We start from the raw sequence: 15846 nt of genomic DNA on the forward strand, positions 1-15846 counted from the left end.
GGCCTAGCCCATCGGGAAGATCATGCAGCTGCTCGTCGCATGGCCGAGCAGCCGGTCCTGGTCGTCGTAGAGGCCCGCCTCGGCCAGCGCCGTGCGCCGGCCCTGGCTCAGGACCGTGCCGATGGCGCGGACCTTGCCCGTCTCCACGGTGATCGGCCGCAGGAACCGGGTCGACAGGTCCAGCGACGTGTACGCCATGCCCTGGGGGAGCGTGGAGTGCACCGCGCAGCCGGCCGCCGAGTCGAGCAGCGTCGCGTAGACACCGCCGTGCACGCTGCCGATGGGGTTGTAGTGCTCCTCGCCCGGCTCGAAGGTGAACACGGCCCGGCCGTGCTCGACCTCCTCCAGGGCGAAGCCGAGCAGTGCGCCGATCGGGGCGCCGGGGAGGCGGCCCGTGGCGATCTCGCGGAGGAAGTCCAGGCCCGCCATCGTCCTCGCCGCGCCCGAGGTGGCCGCCGCGTCCTGCCAGTGCACCGTCCGTGACCGCTCCATCGCGCTTCCTTCCGCCCTGGGCCCGTGTCCGTGGTCCGCCGCGCCCGTGATCTGACTTCGAAGATCGAAGCTAGAGGGATCCGCGGCTGACTGTCAACATCGCAGCCAGCCGCCTACAGTGTGACGATGCAGTACCTGGAGATGGACACCGAGAACTGCCCGGTCCGCCGCACCCTCGACCTGGTCGGCGAGAAGTGGTCCCTGCTGATCCTGCGGGACGCCTTCAACGGGGTCCGCCGCTACGACGACTTCCGCCGCCACCTCGGGCTCTCCGAGGCCGTCCTCGCCGACCGGCTCCGCAAGCTCGTCGCCGCCGGCATCCTGCGCGTCGAGCCCTACCGCGAACCCGGCGCCCGCACCCGCTCCCAGTACCGCCTCACACCCAAGGGGCGCGACCTGTGGCCCGTCCTGCTCGCCCTCAAGCAGTGGGGCGACAGCCACGCCGGCGAACCCGAGGGCACCCCGCTCGACATCCGGCACGCCGAATGCGGCGCCCCGGTCCGCGTCGAGGTCGTCTGCGCCGACGAGGAACACGCCACCCTCACCCCGTACGAGGTGACCGTCCGTCCCGGCCCCGCCGCCCGCCCCCGCAAGGACTGATCCCCGGAACGGGACCGTCACCTGCACCCGTTCGGCGGCATCCCGGACGGGTTCGGCCGACGAGCGGGGTACTCGACGAGGCATGCCCCCCAATTCCGGTGCGCCGCACGACGGTGCCCCCGCCGAGCACGGCCACTGGTTCCAGCGGCTCCACGCGCGCGTCATCGCCTCACCGGCCGGACTCGCCTGGAACCGCGGGCGCGAGATGGAGCTCATGCACCGGGCCATGGGGTTCGCGGCGCTCAGCCTGCTCACCCTCGTCCCGCTCCTCATCGTCGTGGCCGCCGCCGACCTCGCCAGCGGCCAGGGCTTCGCCCGCTGGCTCGTCCAGGGCCTGGGAGTCTCCGAGGTCTCCCAGGAAGAGGTGGAACGGCTCTTCGGCCAGCCCGGCCAGGCGCTGCAACGCACCACCGCCTTCGGCCTGGCCGCCCTCGCCGCGTTCGGCGTGACCTTCGGCTCGGCCGTCCAGACCGGCTACGAACGCGTCTGGGACCTGCCGACCGCCCGCTGGCACACCATGTGGCGCCACGTCGTCTGGCTCGCCGTCCTCGTCGCCGCCCTGCTCCTCTTCGTCGCCAACCCGGCCGCCGACGGGACGCCCGCCGGCGGCACCGTCCTCGTCGCCGCCGGAGACGTCGTCGGCACCTTCGTCTTCTTCTGGTGGTCCCAGCGCTTCCTGCTCTGCGGCCGCATCCGCTGGCGCGCCCTGCTCCCGGGGGCCGTCCTGACCGCCGTCGGCCTCCTCGGCCTGCGGATCTTCTCCCAGTTCGTCTTCTCCCCGCTCATCGCCTCCAACGCCGTCACCTACGGACAGTTCGGCACCGTCCTCGTCCTGCAGTCCTGGCTCGTCGGCGTCGGCTTCGTCGTCTACGGAGGCGCCCTCGTCGGACGCCTCGTCCACGAGCGCCGCGTCCTGCGCCGACTGCGCCGCGAGGCGCGCCGCACCGTCGGCCCCGGCCCCCGGCGCGGGTGACCTCACTGGTCCCGGTACCGCACCGCGCACACCGTCACCGCGGCCGCGGCCAGTGCCCAGACCCCGTACACCAGCCAGGCCCCGCCGACCGTCCACGGGAAGGGCGCCGGCCAGTCCCCGATCTGCAGCAGCCGCTGCCACGCCGACCGCGGCTGCAGATGCGCGAGCACCGCCGACCAGTGGCGCTTCTCGCTGATCACCGCCGGCACCACCAGCAGCAGCACCACGCTCCCCAGGATCGTCGCCGCGCCGCGGCGCAGCAGCGTGCCGAGCGCCATTCCCACCAGAGCGCACACCGGCGCGAGCAGCGCCGAGGCGATCACGACCCGGACGGCCCCCGGGTGGCCGACCGGCAGCCCGACGCCACGGAGCGACAGGACGGCCTGGCTCGCCCGGAACGACGCCCCCGCGACCGTCAGGCCGAAGCCGGTCATCACCGCCGTCACCACGAGCACCTTCGCGGCCATCACCGAACGCCGCGCCGGCACCGCCGCGAACGTCGTACGGATCTGCCCGCTGCCGTACTCGCCGACGACCGTCATCGCGCCCATCGCGGCGCTCCCCAGGATCAGCACCAGGCCCGCGTTCCCGGTGAACGCGTCCCCCAGGGCCATGCCGTCGCGGACGAACCGGACCCGGCTCTCCGTGTCGTACGACGTCCAGTACCGGTAGTGGTCCCAGGCCTGGCCGACGTTGAACCCCACCACGGCCAGCGCGGCGAGCAGCAGCGACCAGCCGGTCGAGCGCAGCGACCAGAGCTTGGCCCACTCCGCCGACAGCAGATCGCGGAAGCGGGCGCGGGGCTCCGCCACGGGACGGGCGAGCGCGGTCATCGGGCCTCTCCTGCCAGGTACTCGACGCTGTCGGCGGTCAGTTCCATGAACGCCTCCTCCAGGGAGGCCGTACGGGTGGTCAGCTGGTGCAGCGGGAGGCGGTGGTCCAGGGCGATGTCGCCGATCCGGGCGGCGCTCAGCCCCGTCACCGTGAGGAGGCCGCCCTCCTCCGGCTCCACCGCGGCGCCCTCCGCGAGGAGCAGGGCGCTCAGGGCCGCCGCCGAGGGCGTGCCGACCGTGACGCTCGCGCGGGTGCCGCGCGCGGCGAACGCGGAGAGGCTCTCCGCCGCGATCAGCGAGCCGCGGCCGACCACCACGAGGTCGTCGGCCGTGTGCTCCATCTCGCTCATCAGATGGCTGGAGACGAAGACCGTACGGCCCTGTGCCGCCAGCCGCCGGAACAGGCCCCGCAGCCACTTCACACCCTCCGGGTCGAGTCCGTTCAGCGGCTCGTCGAAGAGCAGCACCGGCGGATCCCCGAGCAGTGCCGCCGCGATCCCGAGCCGCTGCCGCATGCCCAGCGAGAAGCCCCCGATCCGGCGCCGGGCGGCGCCCGCGAGACCCACCTCCTCCAGGAGCTCCTCGACCCTGGCCCGCGGGATCCGGTTGCTGCGCGCGAGGATCCCCAGATGGGCCCGGGCCGTCCGCCCGCCGTGCACGTCCGCCGCGTCCAGCAGGGCGCCCACATGGCGCAGGCCGCGGGGCAGTTCGCCAAACGGGCGGCCCGAGACGGTCACCGAGCCGCTGGTGGGGGCGTGCAGCCCGAGGATCATCCGGAGCGTGGTGCTCTTGCCCGCCCCGTTCGGCCCGAGGAAGCCCGTGACCCGGCCCGGGTGGACGGTGAAGCTGAGCGAGTCGACGGCGGTCGTGGCGCCGTACCGCTTGGTGAGGTCCCTGACTTCGATCATGGGACCACCGTGCCGCCCCGGTCCCCCCGCCCGCATCGCACCGGGGACGGCATTCGCGCCCGGCGCAGTCCTCCCAGGGGGTACTCCTCAGGATGACCAGGCGCGGTGATCACACGATCCGGTGACGCCCGCGCGGAGGGCCCGGCCGGGCCCCGCGGACCGCTTGGATGGGAGGTGATCCACATCGCTCCGTCGAGAGAGAGCCGCCCATGGCGAACACCTGGCTGCCGCCCGCCGAGTACATCGCGACGCTGCCGCGAGCGACCGCGTACGCATGCCTCTACTTCACCGACACCCAGGGCCGCCCCTTCCAACTGCGCGCCACCTACGAGACCGAGCTGTGGCAGTGGCCCGGCGGGAACATGGACCCCGGAGAGACCCCCTGGCAGACGGCGGTGCGCGAATGCCGCGAGGAGACCGGCCTGGTGTACGAGGGCGAACCGCGGCTCCTCGGCGCCCACTTCACCTCCGACCGCGGCGATCACTGGCCTGCCAACCACATCGGCTTCATCTTCGACGGCGGCGAACTGACCGACGCGCAGATCGCCTCCGTCGTCCTCGACCCCGAGGAGCACAGCGAGTACCGGCTGCGCACCCTCGCCGAGTGGGAGCGGGAGATGAGCCCGCGCAACTTCAGGCGGCTCGCCGAGATCGACCGGGCCCGCAGGACCGGCACGACCGTGTACGTGGAGAGCGCGGCGGACGCCTGACGGACCCGCGCCACGGCACGGGGGCGGGGCCGTCACCGTGGACGGCCCCGCCCCGCGGCGGACGGGGCGAGCTCACCTCCAGCAGGCCGCCGGCCGGTGCGCGATGTCGAGCACGAAGCGCTCGGGCGAGTGCAGCGCGAAGGACTTGTACACGGGCTTGGTGTCGAAGGCCGCTCCGATGGTCACCACGCCCTCGAAGTCGCCGGTGAGGGCGACGCCCTTGAGCGCGGGCAGGTGGATCTTCAGGAGCCGGGGTCCCTGGTAGACCGACCGCCCGGACTCGTCGTGGGCGGCGGCGGGCGAGAGCCTGATCTCCAGGAAGAACTTCCCGGCGAGCGGGACCCTGTGGCCCGAGCCGTCGTAGCGCAGCACCCTGACCGTGGTGACGCTCACCGGAGGCAGCTTGCCCCGGACGTCGACCACCAGCCGGTCGAAGGTGGAGTGGCCGCCCCAGCGCACGTCGACGACCCGGGCCGTGGCCGGAGGGTTCGCCGTACGGGACGGGGCGGCGGCGCCGGCCGGGATCGTGGCGCCGACCCCGGCGGCGAGAAGGATGCCGGCGGCCGCGGCCGCGAGGCTCTGACGGTGAAGCATGGCGTCCCCCGAACTTCTCCTGCGATGGGGACAGTGGTGTCACTGGGAAGGACATTCACCCCGGCCGTATGGTTCCGCCCGTTTTGCGTATTTTCCGGACTTGATTCAGTATGCGCGCGGGAATCCGCGCCGGAGCCGTAACCTCCGCGCGCTCCGGCAGTTGTCCAGGCCATGAAGAAGCGCAGCATGCTCGCCATCGCCTCCCTCGCCGCGGGCGTCGTCACCGCCCTCGTCTCCCCGGCCCCGCACGCCGACGCCGCCGAGCCCGGCCCCGCCGACGCCGTCACCGGCCTCCTCCAGGAGGACCAGGTCCTGCAGGACGACCAGGGGATCGGCGGGCTCCTCGACGGGGCCGTCCAGGGTGGCGACGGCGCCGTCCAGGCTCCTGCCGCCGGTGACCTCGTCTGACGGATCCCACCCCCGACCACCCGAGCGGGGGTGGCCCGTGCGCGAGGAGTGCGGGGGGAATGACAGGATGTCCCCATGAGCGAGAACGTTTACTTCGACATCAGCATCAACGACGAGCCGGCCGGTCGGATCGTCTTCCGCCTCTTCGACGACGTGGTCCCGAAGACGGCGCGCAACTTCCGTGAGCTGGCCACCGGCGAGCACGGCTTCGGCTACGCGGGCTCCCCCTTCCACCGCGTCATCCCCGCCTTCATGCTCCAGGGCGGCGACTTCACCAACGGCAACGGCACCGGCGGCAAGAGCATCTACGGCGAGAAGTTCGCGGACGAGAACTTCCAGCTCAAGCACGACCGCCCGTTCCTGCTGTCGATGGCGAACGCGGGCCCCGGCACCAACGGCTCGCAGTTCTTCATCACCACCGTCGTCACCCCCTGGCTCGACGGCAAGCACGTCGTCTTCGGCGAGGTCGTCGAGGGCGAGGACCTGGTGAAGAAGATCGAGTCCCTGGGCTCGCAGTCCGGCCGCACCAGCGCTGCCATCAAGGTCGCCGAGTCCGGCGTCGTCAAGGCCTGACCCGACCGCACGGCCCACGCCGCGCAGTCACCGACCCGCCCCCGTGCCTCCCGGCCGGGGGCGGTCGTGCGCGGTCCCCGCGGCGGCCGCCCCTCAAGCCAGGGCGCGGGCCAGGGCCCTGGCGAAACCGTCCGGGTTGTCGATCATCATGTTGTGACCCGCCGCCGGTACCTGGAGCACGGGTATGCCCAGAGCCGCCACCTTCTCGGCGTCGGCGTCCGGCAGGCTCAACTCGCCGACCAGGAAGGCCTTCGGCCGCGGCAGAGCCGCGAGCAGCTCGCCCGGTGCCGGGACCGAACTCTCCACCAGCGCCACCGCGCTGCGGTGCACCGCGAGCGGGTCGGCGAGCCGGAGCCGCGCCGCGTAGTCCGCACGGTCCTGGGACGCCAGCATCGCGGCGAAGCCCGCACGGACGAAGCTCTCCTCGTCCTGCGCGGCGACGGGGGAGGAGAACGCGCCCCCGCCCGGATAGAGGTTGGGCTCGGCCACCACCAGTCGATCCACCAGGTCCGGGCGCGACGCGGCCAGATGGACCGCGACGGCGCCGCCCATCGAATGCCCGATCAGCTCGATGCCGGTCAGCCCCTCGTGGTCGAGGATCCGGGCGACGGCCGCCGCCTGCGACTCCATCCGGTAGTCGAAGCCCCGCGGACGGTCGCTCAGCCCGTATCCCAGCAGGTCCACCAGCAGGGAGCGGCGGCCCGCGAGCGCCGGATGGGCGGCGATGTGCGCGAAGTCGGAGCCCGCCGTGCACCCGAGGCCGTGGACGTACACCCGGGCCGGGCCCTCGCCGGGCAGGTCGATCCAGCGCACATGACCCTGTGCCTCCGTCAGGAACAGCTCCCGCATGGCCCCTCGCCTCTCGTCACGCGTGTCGCACCGGCTTCCCACCGGCCCCGATCACCCTACGAGGCACCACTGACAACGGCCTCAGACGAAGGCGAAGGCGTTGCGCTGCGCCCAGTCCGAGAACGGGCGCCCGGGTCGTCCGAGCACCCGCTCCACGTCCGGGCTGACCCGCCGCTCCTCCGCGCTGGGCTCGCCCAGCACCGCCAGCATCCCGTCGACGGCCCGCGCGGGCAGGAACCGCACCAGTTCGGTGCGCGCCTGGGCCGGCGACTGCGCGACGAACCGCACCGGAGCCTCCACCGCCTCCGACAGCGCCGCCGCCTGCTCGCGCGGGGTGACGGCCGCCGGGCCCGTCAGCACGTACGTCCGCCCCTGGTGGCCGTCCTCGCGCAGGGCGGCGGCCGCCACGTCCGCGATGTCGGCCGGGTCGACGACCGGCAGGGCCACGTCGACGAAGGGCGCGGCGACGGTCCGCACGGTCCGCACCGCCTCGGCCCACAGGAAGGCGTTCGAGGCGAAGCCGGAGGGGCGCAGGACGGTCCACTCCAGACCGGAACCGCGCACCGCCGCCTCGAACTCCCGCAGCGGGCCGTGCGACTCCGAGTCCGGCCGGGTGCCGACGAGCTGCGAGGACTGCAGGACGAGCCTGCGCACGCCGGCGGCCACGGCCGCGTCCACGATCTCCCGCGGACGCAGCCCGTCGCCGACACCGGCGACCAGCAGGTACACCGCCCGGGCGCCCTCGAATACCGCCTTCAGCTCCTCCGGGCGGCCCAGGTCGGCCAGCCGGTGCCCTACCCCGGCGGGCTGCGGGGCCTGCGCGGCCCGGCGGCTCACCGCCGTGACCTCCTCGCCGGCCGCGGCCAGCACCTCCACCAGCGCCCGCCCGACGTTCCCGGTCGCTCCGGTGACAACGATCATGATCCATTCCTTCCGAGGAGAGCGAAGAGCCGACCGGAGCGGAGCGGGAGGCCCCGCCGCGGTCGTGACACTCATCCTGGAAGGCGAACAGGCCATCCTCTGGCCAGTTATCAGAGGCGAATCCGCCGAGGACTCAGCTCTCCTCGCCGTAGCGGCGCTCGAACTTCGCGATCCGCCCCTCGGTGTCCACCGTCCGCGCCTTGCCCGTGTAGAAGGGGTGGCTCTCGGAGGAGATCTCGACGTCCACCACCGGGTACGTGTTGCCGTCGTCCCACTCGATGGTCTGGTCGCTGCTCGCCGTGGACCGGGTGAGAAACGCGAACCCGGCGGACCGGTCCCGGAAGACCACGGGCCCGTACTCCGGCTGTTTGTCCTGCTGCATGTGTCCTCCTCGGACGGCCTGGCGGGTTCCCCCGGTCTGTCCCAGCCTCCCCGCGCCCCGACCGCGCGACCAGCGCCGCACACCCGACCGGGTGACGGCGCACAGGGTGTTCCGCTGTGATCGTCGGGCGGGATACGGTGACGTGAGGGACGGCTCCACGTCAGGAGCCGCTTCGGAGACCGGGGGGAATCCGCCATGACCGCGCTGCTCGTCCTGTTCGGCGTCCTGGCCGCCTGCGCCGTTCTGCTCATCGTGACCCTGCTGCGCCGCGGCAACGGGCACACCGAGAACGCCGACGGCCTGATCGCCGAGCAGGCACACCGGGAGCAGGCCCACCTGGACCGCTCCACCTTCTCCGCGGCGGCGCAGCACGGCAGCATGCCGACGATCAGCGACCACCAGCACCGACGCCCCTGACCCCTGCTCAGGCGTCGTGTTCGTGCGGTCGCCAGCGGGCCGCCAAGAGGAGGGCGATGTCGTCCGGGCGGTCGGTGGACTGGCGGGCCTCGCGGATCAGGCGGTCGGCCGTGTCCGCCAGCGGGCGGGCGCCGGTGCCGGCGAAGGTGCGGCGCAGGTGCTCGATGCCCTCGTCGATGTCGGTGCCGGGGCGCTCCACCAGACCGTCCGTGAACAGGGCGAGGACGTCGCCGGGTTCCAGGCGCAGGTGCGTCACCGGATAGGTGGCGGCGCTGTCCACTCCGAGGACCACGCCGCCCGCCAGCTCGACCACCTCGGTGGTTCCCCCGGCCCGGCGCAGCAGCGGCTGGGGGTGGCCGGCGCGGGCGGCCTGAGCCTCGCCCGTCGCCGCGTCGAGCACGACGTAGCAGCAGCTGGCGAACTGGCCGGGGTCGAGGTCGATCAGCAGCCTGTTGGTGCCCCGCACGACGTCCTGCGGCGGGTGGCCGCCCAGGGCGAACGCCCGTACCGCGCTGCGCAGCTGCCCCATCGTGGCGGCGGCGGACACTCCGTGGCCCTGTACGTCCCCGATGACCAGGGCGAGTTGCCCGCGGCCCGTCTCGATCACGTCGTACCAGTCGCCGCCCACGTCCATGCCCTCGGTGCCCGGCAGATAGCGGCCGACCGTGTCCACGCCCTCGTGCACCGGCAACCGGTGGGGGAGCAGCGCGTCCTGCAGGCCCCGGGCGAGCGCGGACTCCGAGTCGTAGCGCTGGGCCCGTTCGAGGGCCTGGGCGATCAGACCGGCGAGGGCGGTGAGCACGGTCCGCTCCTCGGCGGTGAAGCCCCGCGGCCGGTCGAAGCCGAGGATGCACGAGCCCACCGGGCGCCCCGAGGCGATCAGCGGCAGGAACGCCCGCGCGCCCGATTCGGCGTCCAGCGGCACCCCCGGGTAGGCCGCGCCCAACTGCTCCATCGACTCGAAGAAGAGGGGGCGGCCGGTGGTCAGCGTCTCCACGCCGGGCAACCGCGCGTCCAGCCGTACCCCGTCGAAGGGTTCCAGGAAGCCCGTCGGGAAACCCGTCTCCCAGGCCAGGTAGAGGTGGCGCTCGCTGAGCAGGTAGATCGCCAGTTGCCGGCCGCCGAAGGCGGGCAGGAGCTCCTCGGTGACCACCGCCGACACCTGGCGGGCCGTCACCGCCTCCGACAGGGCGATGGCGAGCGCCACCGGACGGTAGAGGGCGTCGGCGCGCCCCTCGGGGGCCAGCCCGTCGGCGTCGCCGGCCTCCGCGCCGGCCGGCAGGCGGGCCGGATCGCTCTCCGGGACCAGCACCATGGTGACCCCGTCGTGCCCCGGGTAGAGCGAGACCGAGAGCCACTCGCCGTGCCCGGGGTGGGCCAGGAAGTGCGTCGGCTGGTCGGACAGGAGCGCGCCGCGCAGCTGGTCCTCGTGGTAGGGGTGCGAGAACCAGGGCAGGGCCTCCCACAGCGGTCTGCCCGCCAAGGCGTGGCGCGGGATGCCGAGCAGGGTCTCGGTGCGGTCGTTGAGGTAGGTGATCCGGCCAAGGCGGTCGATGGCCAGGATCGCCCGGGGCAGCCGGTCGGTCGCGTCCGAGCCGACGAGGCCGGTGCCGAGGTCGACCAGCGAGCCCGTGAGAACCTTCCCGCCCCCGCCGCCGGGCACCGTGCGCGCGGTCACCTCCAGCAGGTGCAGCCCGCCGTCCGGGCCCTTCAGCCGGATCCGCCGCGCCGCCGCGCCGCCCGAGCCGGCCGCCTGCCGGGCCAGCGCCCACAGCGCGTACGCGTCCTCCGTCCTGAGCCGTGCGGTCAGCGCGTCGACGGTCCACGGGAAGGGGGTGGTCTCGCCCAGGATCGCCCGCAGCCCCTCGTCGGCCGTGACCGTACCGGTCTCCAGGTCCCAGTCGAAGTAGCCGATCCGCACCGGTGGCGAGGTCTTGGCCGGCAGCTGCACGCACACCGGCTCGCCGTGCCACGCGACGGGCGTCCCGCCCGATTCCAGCCCGGCCAGCTCCGTCCCGAGGCGGCGGGCCTCGGCGAGCATCCGGCTCCGGTCCGTCGCGGTCACCGGCACTCCCGGCGTCGGCGCCCGGAGCACCACCAGGACCCCGTACCGCTCCCGGCCGCCGACGACCGGCGCGTACATCGAGGCGAAGGGGAACGGCAGGCTCGCCACCAGCTGGGGGAAGAGGCGCATGGCCTCCTCGACGTCCCCCAGGTGCACCGGCTGCCCGGACCGGTGAGCCTCCGCCACCGGGAAGGGACGGTTCACATGCATCCGCCACCATGGGCGGAACAGCGGTCCCGGCAGCCCCGCGAGCATCGCAAGCCGCAGCAGCCCCGGTGTCCCCGACTGGAGGTAGACCCCGCCCGCGTACCCGCCGACGGCCTCCACCGCGCGCAGCGCGGATTCCGCGAGCACCAGAGCCAGGGCGTCAGGAGTCGACCCGTCGCCACCGGGGTCCCGGGAAGAGGCTCCGGTCTCGGCCGACGGGGCGGAGCCGGCCGCGCCGTACGAGGTCACACAGCCAGCATGCTCCTGCCCGGAAGCGCGACGCATCCGGAGGTGCGAACGTGTGAACCGCCCACCGGACCCATTGACCCCTCCACCGGGGCTCGCCAGACTCGGTCCTCGGCTGCCGCGGCGGACGCGCAGCGTGACCACCTCGTCACCAGGGGGCATGATGACCGGCCGGGTTCTTCCGTACGACGTACAGGGCAGCGGTCCGCACCGCGCGCTCGTGCTGCACAACTGGTTCGGCGACCGCACCAGCTTCGCCCCGCTGCGGGCCGAGCTCGACGACGACGCCGGCTCCTACGCCTTCCTCGACTACCGCGGCTACGGCGAGGCGATCGACGCCGAGGGCGCGTTCACCATGGAGGAGGTGGCGGCGGACGCCCTGGCCGTCGCGGACGACCTCGGCTGGGACTCCTTCTCGGTCATCGGCCACTCCATGGGCGGCAAGGCGGCCCAGCTCATGCTGCTGGAGGCACCCCAGCGGGTGCGCTCGATCATCGGGATCTCGCCGGTCTCCGCGGCCGGTTTCCCGCTGGACCCCGAGACCTGGGAGCTCTTCGCCGGGGCCGCCGAGAACCACGGCAACCGCCGGGCGATCATCGACAACACCACCGGCGGCCGCCACGGCGACGAGTGGCTCGGCGGCCTCGTCGACCGCTCCGTGCGGCGCTCCTCGGCGACGGCCTTCCGCGCCTACCTGGACTCCTGGTCCCGCACCGACTTCCACGAGCGGGTGCGCGACAACCCGGCCCCCGTCCTCCTCGTCGTCGGCGCCCACGACCCGGCGCTCGGCGCGGAGGCGATGGAGGCCACCTGGCTGCGCTGGTATCCGAACGCCCGGCTCGAAGTGCTGCCCGACGCCGGACACTACGCCCCCGAGGAGACCCCGAAGGCCCTCGCCGACGCCATCGAGGCGTTCCTGGCGGCCTGACCGGGGGCGGTCCGCCGTCCGCGGGGGGACCATGGGGACGTACGGCGGACGAGGCGAACGCGGCTCGGAGGCGGACGTGACCTTGATGATCCTGACGGCGGCGGTCGCGGCGGCGGCCCTGGTCTGCCGTCTCGCCCTGCTCGAACTGCGTGAGCCCGGCACCGCCCGCCGCACCCTGGCCTTCGCCCGGGACCGGCGCTCCTGGTCCGCGGGGCTCGTGGCGGGCGTGCTGCTGGCCGGCCTCGGCTGGCGGGCCGCGGGACCCGGGGCCCTGGCCTGGGCGCTGCTCGTCGGAGTCCTGGTGGCCGCGTTGTACGGCAACGGGAAGGGCCCCGCCCCTGGCGCTCGCGCGCCGGGGACGGGGCCCGAAGGGTCCCGGAATCAGGAGTAGTAGCCGAAGAGGTCGGCGATGACGTGCACGTTTCCGGCGTTCGGACGGAAGTCGATCTTTCCGTTGACGACGGGAACGGTCACGAGGTTGGCCACCGTCTGCCCGGAGGTCCAGTTGAGGTTGGACGCGTTGGGCAGCGAGGTGCCGTCGGGCCAGACCGTCAGGAAGCCGCCCGAGGTCGGGGCGGTGACGGTGACGTTGAGCACGACCGCCTTGGCGTTCGAGAGGGTGTGGCCGTCGTTCAGGTTCAGGACCTGGGTGACGCCGCCCTTCATCGGGGTGGCCGAGGCCGCGCCGAGGGCGTAGCGGGTGTCGAGCAGTCGGGCCGGACCGGCCGAGTGGAAGGTCGCGCCCTCCGCGCCGGCCGTGTAGTAGCCGAAGACGTCGGCGATGAAGTGCACGGTGCCGAGACCGGCGTTGTACAGGTTCACCGTGCCGTCGGGGCCGATCGGCAGGACGACCATGTTCGGCCGGGTCTGGCCGGTCAGCCAGTTGATGTTCGACGAGGTCGGACGGGTGGCGCCGCCCGGGTACGCGATGAGGTGACCGGTCGACTTCGGCGCGGTGGCCGTGACGTTGAGCACCACCGCGGTGGCACCCGTGGCCGGGACGCCGCCCTGGCCGGCGACGGCCAGGGAGACCGTGCCCTGGCCGGCGACCGGGGAGGTGCCGGCGCGGCCCACGCCGTAGCGGGTGTCGAGGATGCGGGCCGGGCCGGTCGGCACGTAGGTGCCGCCGCCGGTCTCGGTGGAGAAGTAGCCCGAGATGTCGGCGATGAAGTGGACCGTGCCGCTGCCGGCGTTGAACAGGGAGACCGTTCCGTCCTTGCCGACCGGGACGGTCACCAGGTTCGGGACGATCTCGCCCTTGAGCCAGTTCATGTTCGACGAGGACGGGCGGGTGGTGCCGCTCGGGTACGCGATCAGGTGGCCGGTCGCGGTCGGCGAGGCGGCCGTGACGTTCATGACGACCGAGGTCACGCCGGTGGTCGGGACACCGCCCACGCCGGTCACCTTCAGCTTGACCGTGCCGTTCGCGGCGACCGGGGAGGTGCCGGCGCGGCCGATGCCGTAGCGCGTGTCGAGGACACGGGCCGGGGTGAGCGCGTTGAACGTGGCGGCGGGCGAGGGCGCGACGGCCTTGCACAGGCCGGCGACGATCTCGCGCCCGTTCGGCGCGCCGAGGCCGGTGGCGAGGTCGTAGCCGGCGCCCGCCTTGTAGAGGCCGCCCGAGTAGCCGGACTGCGTCATGTTGTTGTGGCCGGTGGTGACGTCCTTGAAGGCCGTCGAGGGCAGCTTGTACAGCGCCGAGTGGACGTAGCCGACGGAGCCGTTGGCCTGGCAGGCGAGGTCCTGGTCGGCCTGGCCCATCAGGGCGGCCCAGACCGGGGCGGCGCCGCTGGTGCCGCCGATGACCATCCAGCTCTGGCCGGCGCCGTAGGCGACCGGGTAGCCGGTGTAGTAGTCGGCGACGCCGGCGACGTCCGGGACCTGGCGGCAGCTGCCGGAGGCCGTGTTGCAGACGTTGGAGTAGCCGGCGCCGGTGGTGCCGGCCTGGAAGCCGTCGGCCGCGACGGTGAAGCGCTTGGAGACGCCGCCGCCGGAGCCCACCCAGGTGGTCTGGGCGGAGACGGAGCCCTTCATCGTGGTGCCGCCGACGCTCAGGACGTACGGCGAGGAGGACGGGAAGTCCACGGCCAGCTGGTTCTGGTTCGGCACGCCCGAGGTCGGGTTGCCGTTCTCGTCCGGCACGAAGCAGCCGGTGGAGCCGCTGTCACCGGAGGCGACGACGATCGTCTGGCCCTGGGCGGCGGCCTGTTGGAACACGAGGTTCTCGGCGTCCTGCGTCGACGTCGGGGTGTTCAGCTCGCACAGGCCCCAGCTCACCGAGATGACCTTGGCGCGGTTCTCGTTGACGATCTGGCGGTAGACGGCCGTGCTGTCGTTCCAGGTGTTGGGGCCCTGGTAGACGAGGATCTTGGACTGCGGGGCCTGGCCGATGATGGTCTGGACGTCCAGCGCGGTCTCCAGACCGACGCCGTTGGTCTCGGTGACCGGCTCGGTCGGGCCGCCGTTGACCTTGACCGGGGTCACGGGAACCTTGGTGCCGAAGCAGCGCTGGAACTCCGCGTTGTCCCGGTAGTCGTAGTTCTCCAGGGAGTAGACCGCGATGGTGGTGCCGGTCTGCACGTTCGGCTGGTTCGCCATGTTGTACTGCGTGGCCAGCGAGCGCGGGGACCAGTAGTCCTGCGTGTCGTACATGGCCGGGGAGCCCGGGAACTCCGTCGCGTACAGGTCCTTGACGTCGGCGCACATCGCCGGCGTGGTGCCGGTCAGGCGCGGCTGCGGGCCGGTCAGGGCGGCGCCGGTCTCGGCGGTGCCCTTCTTGCGCGCGGCACCCTTCGCACCGGTGTTGCGCGGCTTGTAGGAGCCCAGCGTGCTCAGACCGACGACCGTGCGCACCTCGTCCGCGACCCGGCCGTCGAAGGCGGGGGCGGCGGTGTTGGTGAGACCGGTGGAGCCGTCCGTCAGGCGGTAGCCGTCGAACTCGGTGCTGAACGCCTTGGCCGCCTTGGCGACGGTGGTGGTGACCGGCAGCGTGAGGCCGTCGGCCTCCAGCGCGCCGACGGTCAGGCCCTTCGCCTCCAGCTCGGCGCGCACGCGCTCGACGGTCGCCGGCTCGGCGCCGAAGACCTTCGCGAACTCGCCGGTACCGAGGTACTGGCGGTAGCGCGGGGATCCGGGCGTCGAGACGTCGGCGACGAAGCGCTTGAGCGCGGCCGGGTCACGGGGCTCGAGGACGACGCTCAGTTCGAGCGTCTTGCCGGCGGCCGGGTCCGCCGTGCGGACGGCGCCCTGCGGGATCCGCGGCGCCGCGCCGACCCGCTGCGGGCCCGGGTCGTCCGCGACCGGCGCCGCGACGGCGGTCGCCGGGACGGCGGCCGTGGCGACGGCCAGGGCGGCCACGGTGGCCGCACCCCATTTGAATGCCTTCTCACGGGCGGTTCGGCCCATGCACACGCTCCCTTTCACGTTCCGCGTCGCGCGGCCGCGCGGGCAGGGAGCAGCCCGGGAAGGAGACGTGAAAAGGCAGATCTCAGGGCGCGGCGTGGTGACGCCGCGGCCCGACATGCGTGAACCCCCCCGGTGCCGTCCCCGCGCGTGCACGCGGTGGTACGACGACCAGAAGTGAAGATTTATCAGGGCCGTACGTGTGTGCGGCGCGGCGGGGTGGTCTTCTTTACCCGACCGTGATCACAAAGGTGGTTTTCGGCCGTAAGTTACCGGGCGGTTTCTCGTGACTTCGCGAGAACGCGCCAGTAGAACATGTTCCCATTCGCTCAAGAGTG

General features: G+C 73.1%; 17 protein-coding genes. 8 read left to right on the plus strand and 9 right to left on the minus strand.

The window, feature by feature from the left end:
* Window positions 1-3 precede the first annotated feature (3 nt).
* Complete coding sequence (locus ACH414_RS03380) at window positions 4-492, minus strand: PaaI family thioesterase (protein WP_391768281.1); 489 nt, start codon at window positions 490-492, stop codon at window positions 4-6.
* A 126-nt stretch (window positions 493-618) separates the two neighbouring features.
* Between ACH414_RS03380 and ACH414_RS03385 the strand changes: the two genes are divergently transcribed.
* Both ACH414_RS03385 and ACH414_RS03390 read left to right on the plus strand, forming a co-directional pair.
* Complete coding sequence (locus ACH414_RS03385) at window positions 619-1092, plus strand: winged helix-turn-helix transcriptional regulator (protein WP_382535000.1); 474 nt, start codon at window positions 619-621, stop codon at window positions 1090-1092.
* A gap of 82 nt (window positions 1093-1174) precedes the next feature.
* The gene (locus ACH414_RS03390) at window positions 1175-2065 is read left to right on the plus strand and encodes a YhjD/YihY/BrkB family envelope integrity protein (RefSeq protein ID WP_382535003.1); all 891 of its coding nucleotides are present in this window, start codon (window positions 1175-1177) and stop codon (window positions 2063-2065) included.
* 2 nt (window positions 2066-2067) lie between these two features.
* Here the strand turns inward: ACH414_RS03390 and ACH414_RS03395 are convergent, their stop codons facing one another.
* Together ACH414_RS03395 and ACH414_RS03400 are read right to left on the minus strand one after the other, a co-directional pair.
* Window positions 2068-2898, minus strand: coding sequence for an ABC transporter permease (locus ACH414_RS03395; RefSeq protein WP_398940698.1), 831 nt, complete (start codon window positions 2896-2898; stop codon window positions 2068-2070).
* Window positions 2895-3806 carry an ABC transporter ATP-binding protein gene (locus tag ACH414_RS03400; protein WP_398940699.1) on the minus strand — a complete coding sequence of 304 codons (912 nt, stop codon included), beginning with the start codon at window positions 3804-3806 and terminating at the stop codon, window positions 2895-2897. The genes ACH414_RS03395 and ACH414_RS03400 overlap by 4 nt, the downstream gene beginning before the upstream one ends.
* A 209-nt stretch (window positions 3807-4015) precedes the next feature.
* Between ACH414_RS03400 and ACH414_RS03405 the strand changes: the two genes are divergently transcribed.
* A complete protein-coding gene (locus ACH414_RS03405) occupies window positions 4016-4516 on the plus strand; it encodes an NUDIX domain-containing protein (RefSeq protein ID WP_382535009.1) in 501 nt (166 codons plus the stop codon).
* 72 nt (window positions 4517-4588) lie between these two features.
* Here the strand turns inward: ACH414_RS03405 and ACH414_RS03410 are convergent, their stop codons facing one another.
* Window positions 4589-5110, minus strand: coding sequence for a hypothetical protein (locus ACH414_RS03410; protein WP_398940700.1), 522 nt, complete (start codon window positions 5108-5110; stop codon window positions 4589-4591).
* 171 nt (window positions 5111-5281) lie between these two features.
* Here ACH414_RS03410 and ACH414_RS03415 point away from each other — a divergent pair, with 171 nt between their 5' ends.
* Window positions 5282-5518 carry a hypothetical protein gene (locus tag ACH414_RS03415; RefSeq protein WP_382535012.1) on the plus strand — a complete coding sequence of 79 codons (237 nt, stop codon included), beginning with the start codon at window positions 5282-5284 and terminating at the stop codon, window positions 5516-5518.
* 75 nt (window positions 5519-5593) lie between these two features.
* Window positions 5594-6091, plus strand: a complete 498-nt coding sequence (locus ACH414_RS03420; RefSeq protein WP_382535014.1) for a peptidylprolyl isomerase — start codon at window positions 5594-5596, stop codon at window positions 6089-6091.
* A 93-nt stretch (window positions 6092-6184) separates the two neighbouring features.
* On the opposite strand, the gene ACH414_RS03425 is transcribed toward ACH414_RS03420, so the two are convergent.
* The 3 genes from ACH414_RS03425 to ACH414_RS03435 all read right to left on the minus strand — a co-directional run bounded on the left by ACH414_RS03425 (window position 6185) and on the right by ACH414_RS03435 (window position 8243).
* Window positions 6185-6940: an alpha/beta fold hydrolase gene (locus ACH414_RS03425; RefSeq protein ID WP_398940701.1), complete on the minus strand. Its 756-nt coding sequence runs from the start codon at window positions 6938-6940 to the stop codon at window positions 6185-6187.
* An 81-nt stretch (window positions 6941-7021) separates the two neighbouring features.
* On the minus strand, window positions 7022-7861 hold the full coding sequence (locus ACH414_RS03430; protein ID WP_398940702.1) for an NAD(P)H-binding protein: 840 nt from the start codon (window positions 7859-7861) through the stop codon (window positions 7022-7024).
* A 133-nt stretch (window positions 7862-7994) separates the two neighbouring features.
* The gene (locus ACH414_RS03435; protein WP_382535019.1) at window positions 7995-8243 is read right to left on the minus strand and encodes a type B 50S ribosomal protein L31; all 249 of its coding nucleotides are present in this window, start codon (window positions 8241-8243) and stop codon (window positions 7995-7997) included.
* Window positions 8244-8438: 195 nt separating this feature from the next.
* Between ACH414_RS03435 and ACH414_RS03440 the strand changes: the two genes are divergently transcribed.
* Entirely contained in the window at window positions 8439-8660 is a 222-nt protein-coding gene (locus ACH414_RS03440; RefSeq protein WP_382535021.1) for a hypothetical protein, read from the plus strand.
* A gap of 7 nt (window positions 8661-8667) precedes the next feature.
* Here ACH414_RS03440 and ACH414_RS03445 read toward each other — a convergent pair whose 3' ends face one another.
* The gene (locus ACH414_RS03445) at window positions 8668-11181 is read right to left on the minus strand and encodes a SpoIIE family protein phosphatase (protein WP_391768285.1); all 2514 of its coding nucleotides are present in this window, start codon (window positions 11179-11181) and stop codon (window positions 8668-8670) included.
* A gap of 160 nt (window positions 11182-11341) precedes the next feature.
* Between ACH414_RS03445 and ACH414_RS03450 the strand changes: the two genes are divergently transcribed.
* Entirely contained in the window at window positions 11342-12106 is a 765-nt protein-coding gene (locus ACH414_RS03450) for an alpha/beta fold hydrolase (RefSeq protein WP_398940754.1), read from the plus strand.
* 76 nt (window positions 12107-12182) lie between these two features.
* On the plus strand, window positions 12183-12497 hold the full coding sequence (locus ACH414_RS03455; RefSeq protein ID WP_382535025.1) for a hypothetical protein: 315 nt from the start codon (window positions 12183-12185) through the stop codon (window positions 12495-12497).
* Here the strand turns inward: ACH414_RS03455 and ACH414_RS03460 are convergent.
* Window positions 12488-15511 (minus strand): protease pro-enzyme activation domain-containing protein, encoded by a 3024-nt coding sequence (locus ACH414_RS03460; RefSeq protein WP_382535027.1) that lies wholly within the window; start codon window positions 15509-15511, stop codon window positions 12488-12490. The two genes, ACH414_RS03455 and ACH414_RS03460, sit on opposite strands and share 10 nt — an antisense overlap.
* Window positions 15512-15846: the final 335 nt, after the last annotated feature.

Source organism: Streptomyces sp. NPDC020422, from assembly GCF_044386705.1.
In the GTDB taxonomy this organism is placed as follows: Bacteria; Actinomycetota; Actinomycetes; order Streptomycetales; family Streptomycetaceae; genus Streptomyces.

What these genes read in the sequence shown, in the direction of transcription:
- ACH414_RS03460 (WP_382535027.1), bottom strand. Translation starts at nt 15,511, where the DNA reads ATGGGCCGAACCGCCCGTGAGAAGGCATTCAAATGGGGTGCGGCCACC.
- ACH414_RS03435 (WP_382535019.1), bottom strand. Translation starts at nt 8,243, where the DNA reads ATGCAGCAGGACAAACAGCCGGAGTACGGGCCCGTGGTCTTCCGGGAC.
- ACH414_RS03400 (WP_398940699.1), bottom strand. Translation starts at nt 3,806, where the DNA reads ATGATCGAAGTCAGGGACCTCACCAAGCGGTACGGCGCCACGACCGCC.
- ACH414_RS03450 (WP_398940754.1), top strand. Translation starts at nt 11,342, where the DNA reads ATGACCGGCCGGGTTCTTCCGTACGACGTACAGGGCAGCGGTCCGCAC.
- ACH414_RS03440 (WP_382535021.1), top strand. Translation starts at nt 8,439, where the DNA reads ATGACCGCGCTGCTCGTCCTGTTCGGCGTCCTGGCCGCCTGCGCCGTT.
- ACH414_RS03380 (WP_391768281.1), bottom strand. Translation starts at nt 492, where the DNA reads ATGGAGCGGTCACGGACGGTGCACTGGCAGGACGCGGCGGCCACCTCG.
- ACH414_RS03405 (WP_382535009.1), top strand. Translation starts at nt 4,016, where the DNA reads ATGGCGAACACCTGGCTGCCGCCCGCCGAGTACATCGCGACGCTGCCG.
- ACH414_RS03415 (WP_382535012.1), top strand. Translation starts at nt 5,282, where the DNA reads ATGAAGAAGCGCAGCATGCTCGCCATCGCCTCCCTCGCCGCGGGCGTC.
- ACH414_RS03425 (WP_398940701.1), bottom strand. Translation starts at nt 6,940, where the DNA reads ATGCGGGAGCTGTTCCTGACGGAGGCACAGGGTCATGTGCGCTGGATC.
- ACH414_RS03420 (WP_382535014.1), top strand. Translation starts at nt 5,594, where the DNA reads ATGAGCGAGAACGTTTACTTCGACATCAGCATCAACGACGAGCCGGCC.
- ACH414_RS03385 (WP_382535000.1), top strand. Translation starts at nt 619, where the DNA reads ATGCAGTACCTGGAGATGGACACCGAGAACTGCCCGGTCCGCCGCACC.
- ACH414_RS03395 (WP_398940698.1), bottom strand. Translation starts at nt 2,898, where the DNA reads ATGACCGCGCTCGCCCGTCCCGTGGCGGAGCCCCGCGCCCGCTTCCGC.
- ACH414_RS03430 (WP_398940702.1), bottom strand. Translation starts at nt 7,861, where the DNA reads ATGATCGTTGTCACCGGAGCGACCGGGAACGTCGGGCGGGCGCTGGTG.
- ACH414_RS03410 (WP_398940700.1), bottom strand. Translation starts at nt 5,110, where the DNA reads ATGCTTCACCGTCAGAGCCTCGCGGCCGCGGCCGCCGGCATCCTTCTC.
- ACH414_RS03390 (WP_382535003.1), top strand. Translation starts at nt 1,175, where the DNA reads ATGCCCCCCAATTCCGGTGCGCCGCACGACGGTGCCCCCGCCGAGCAC.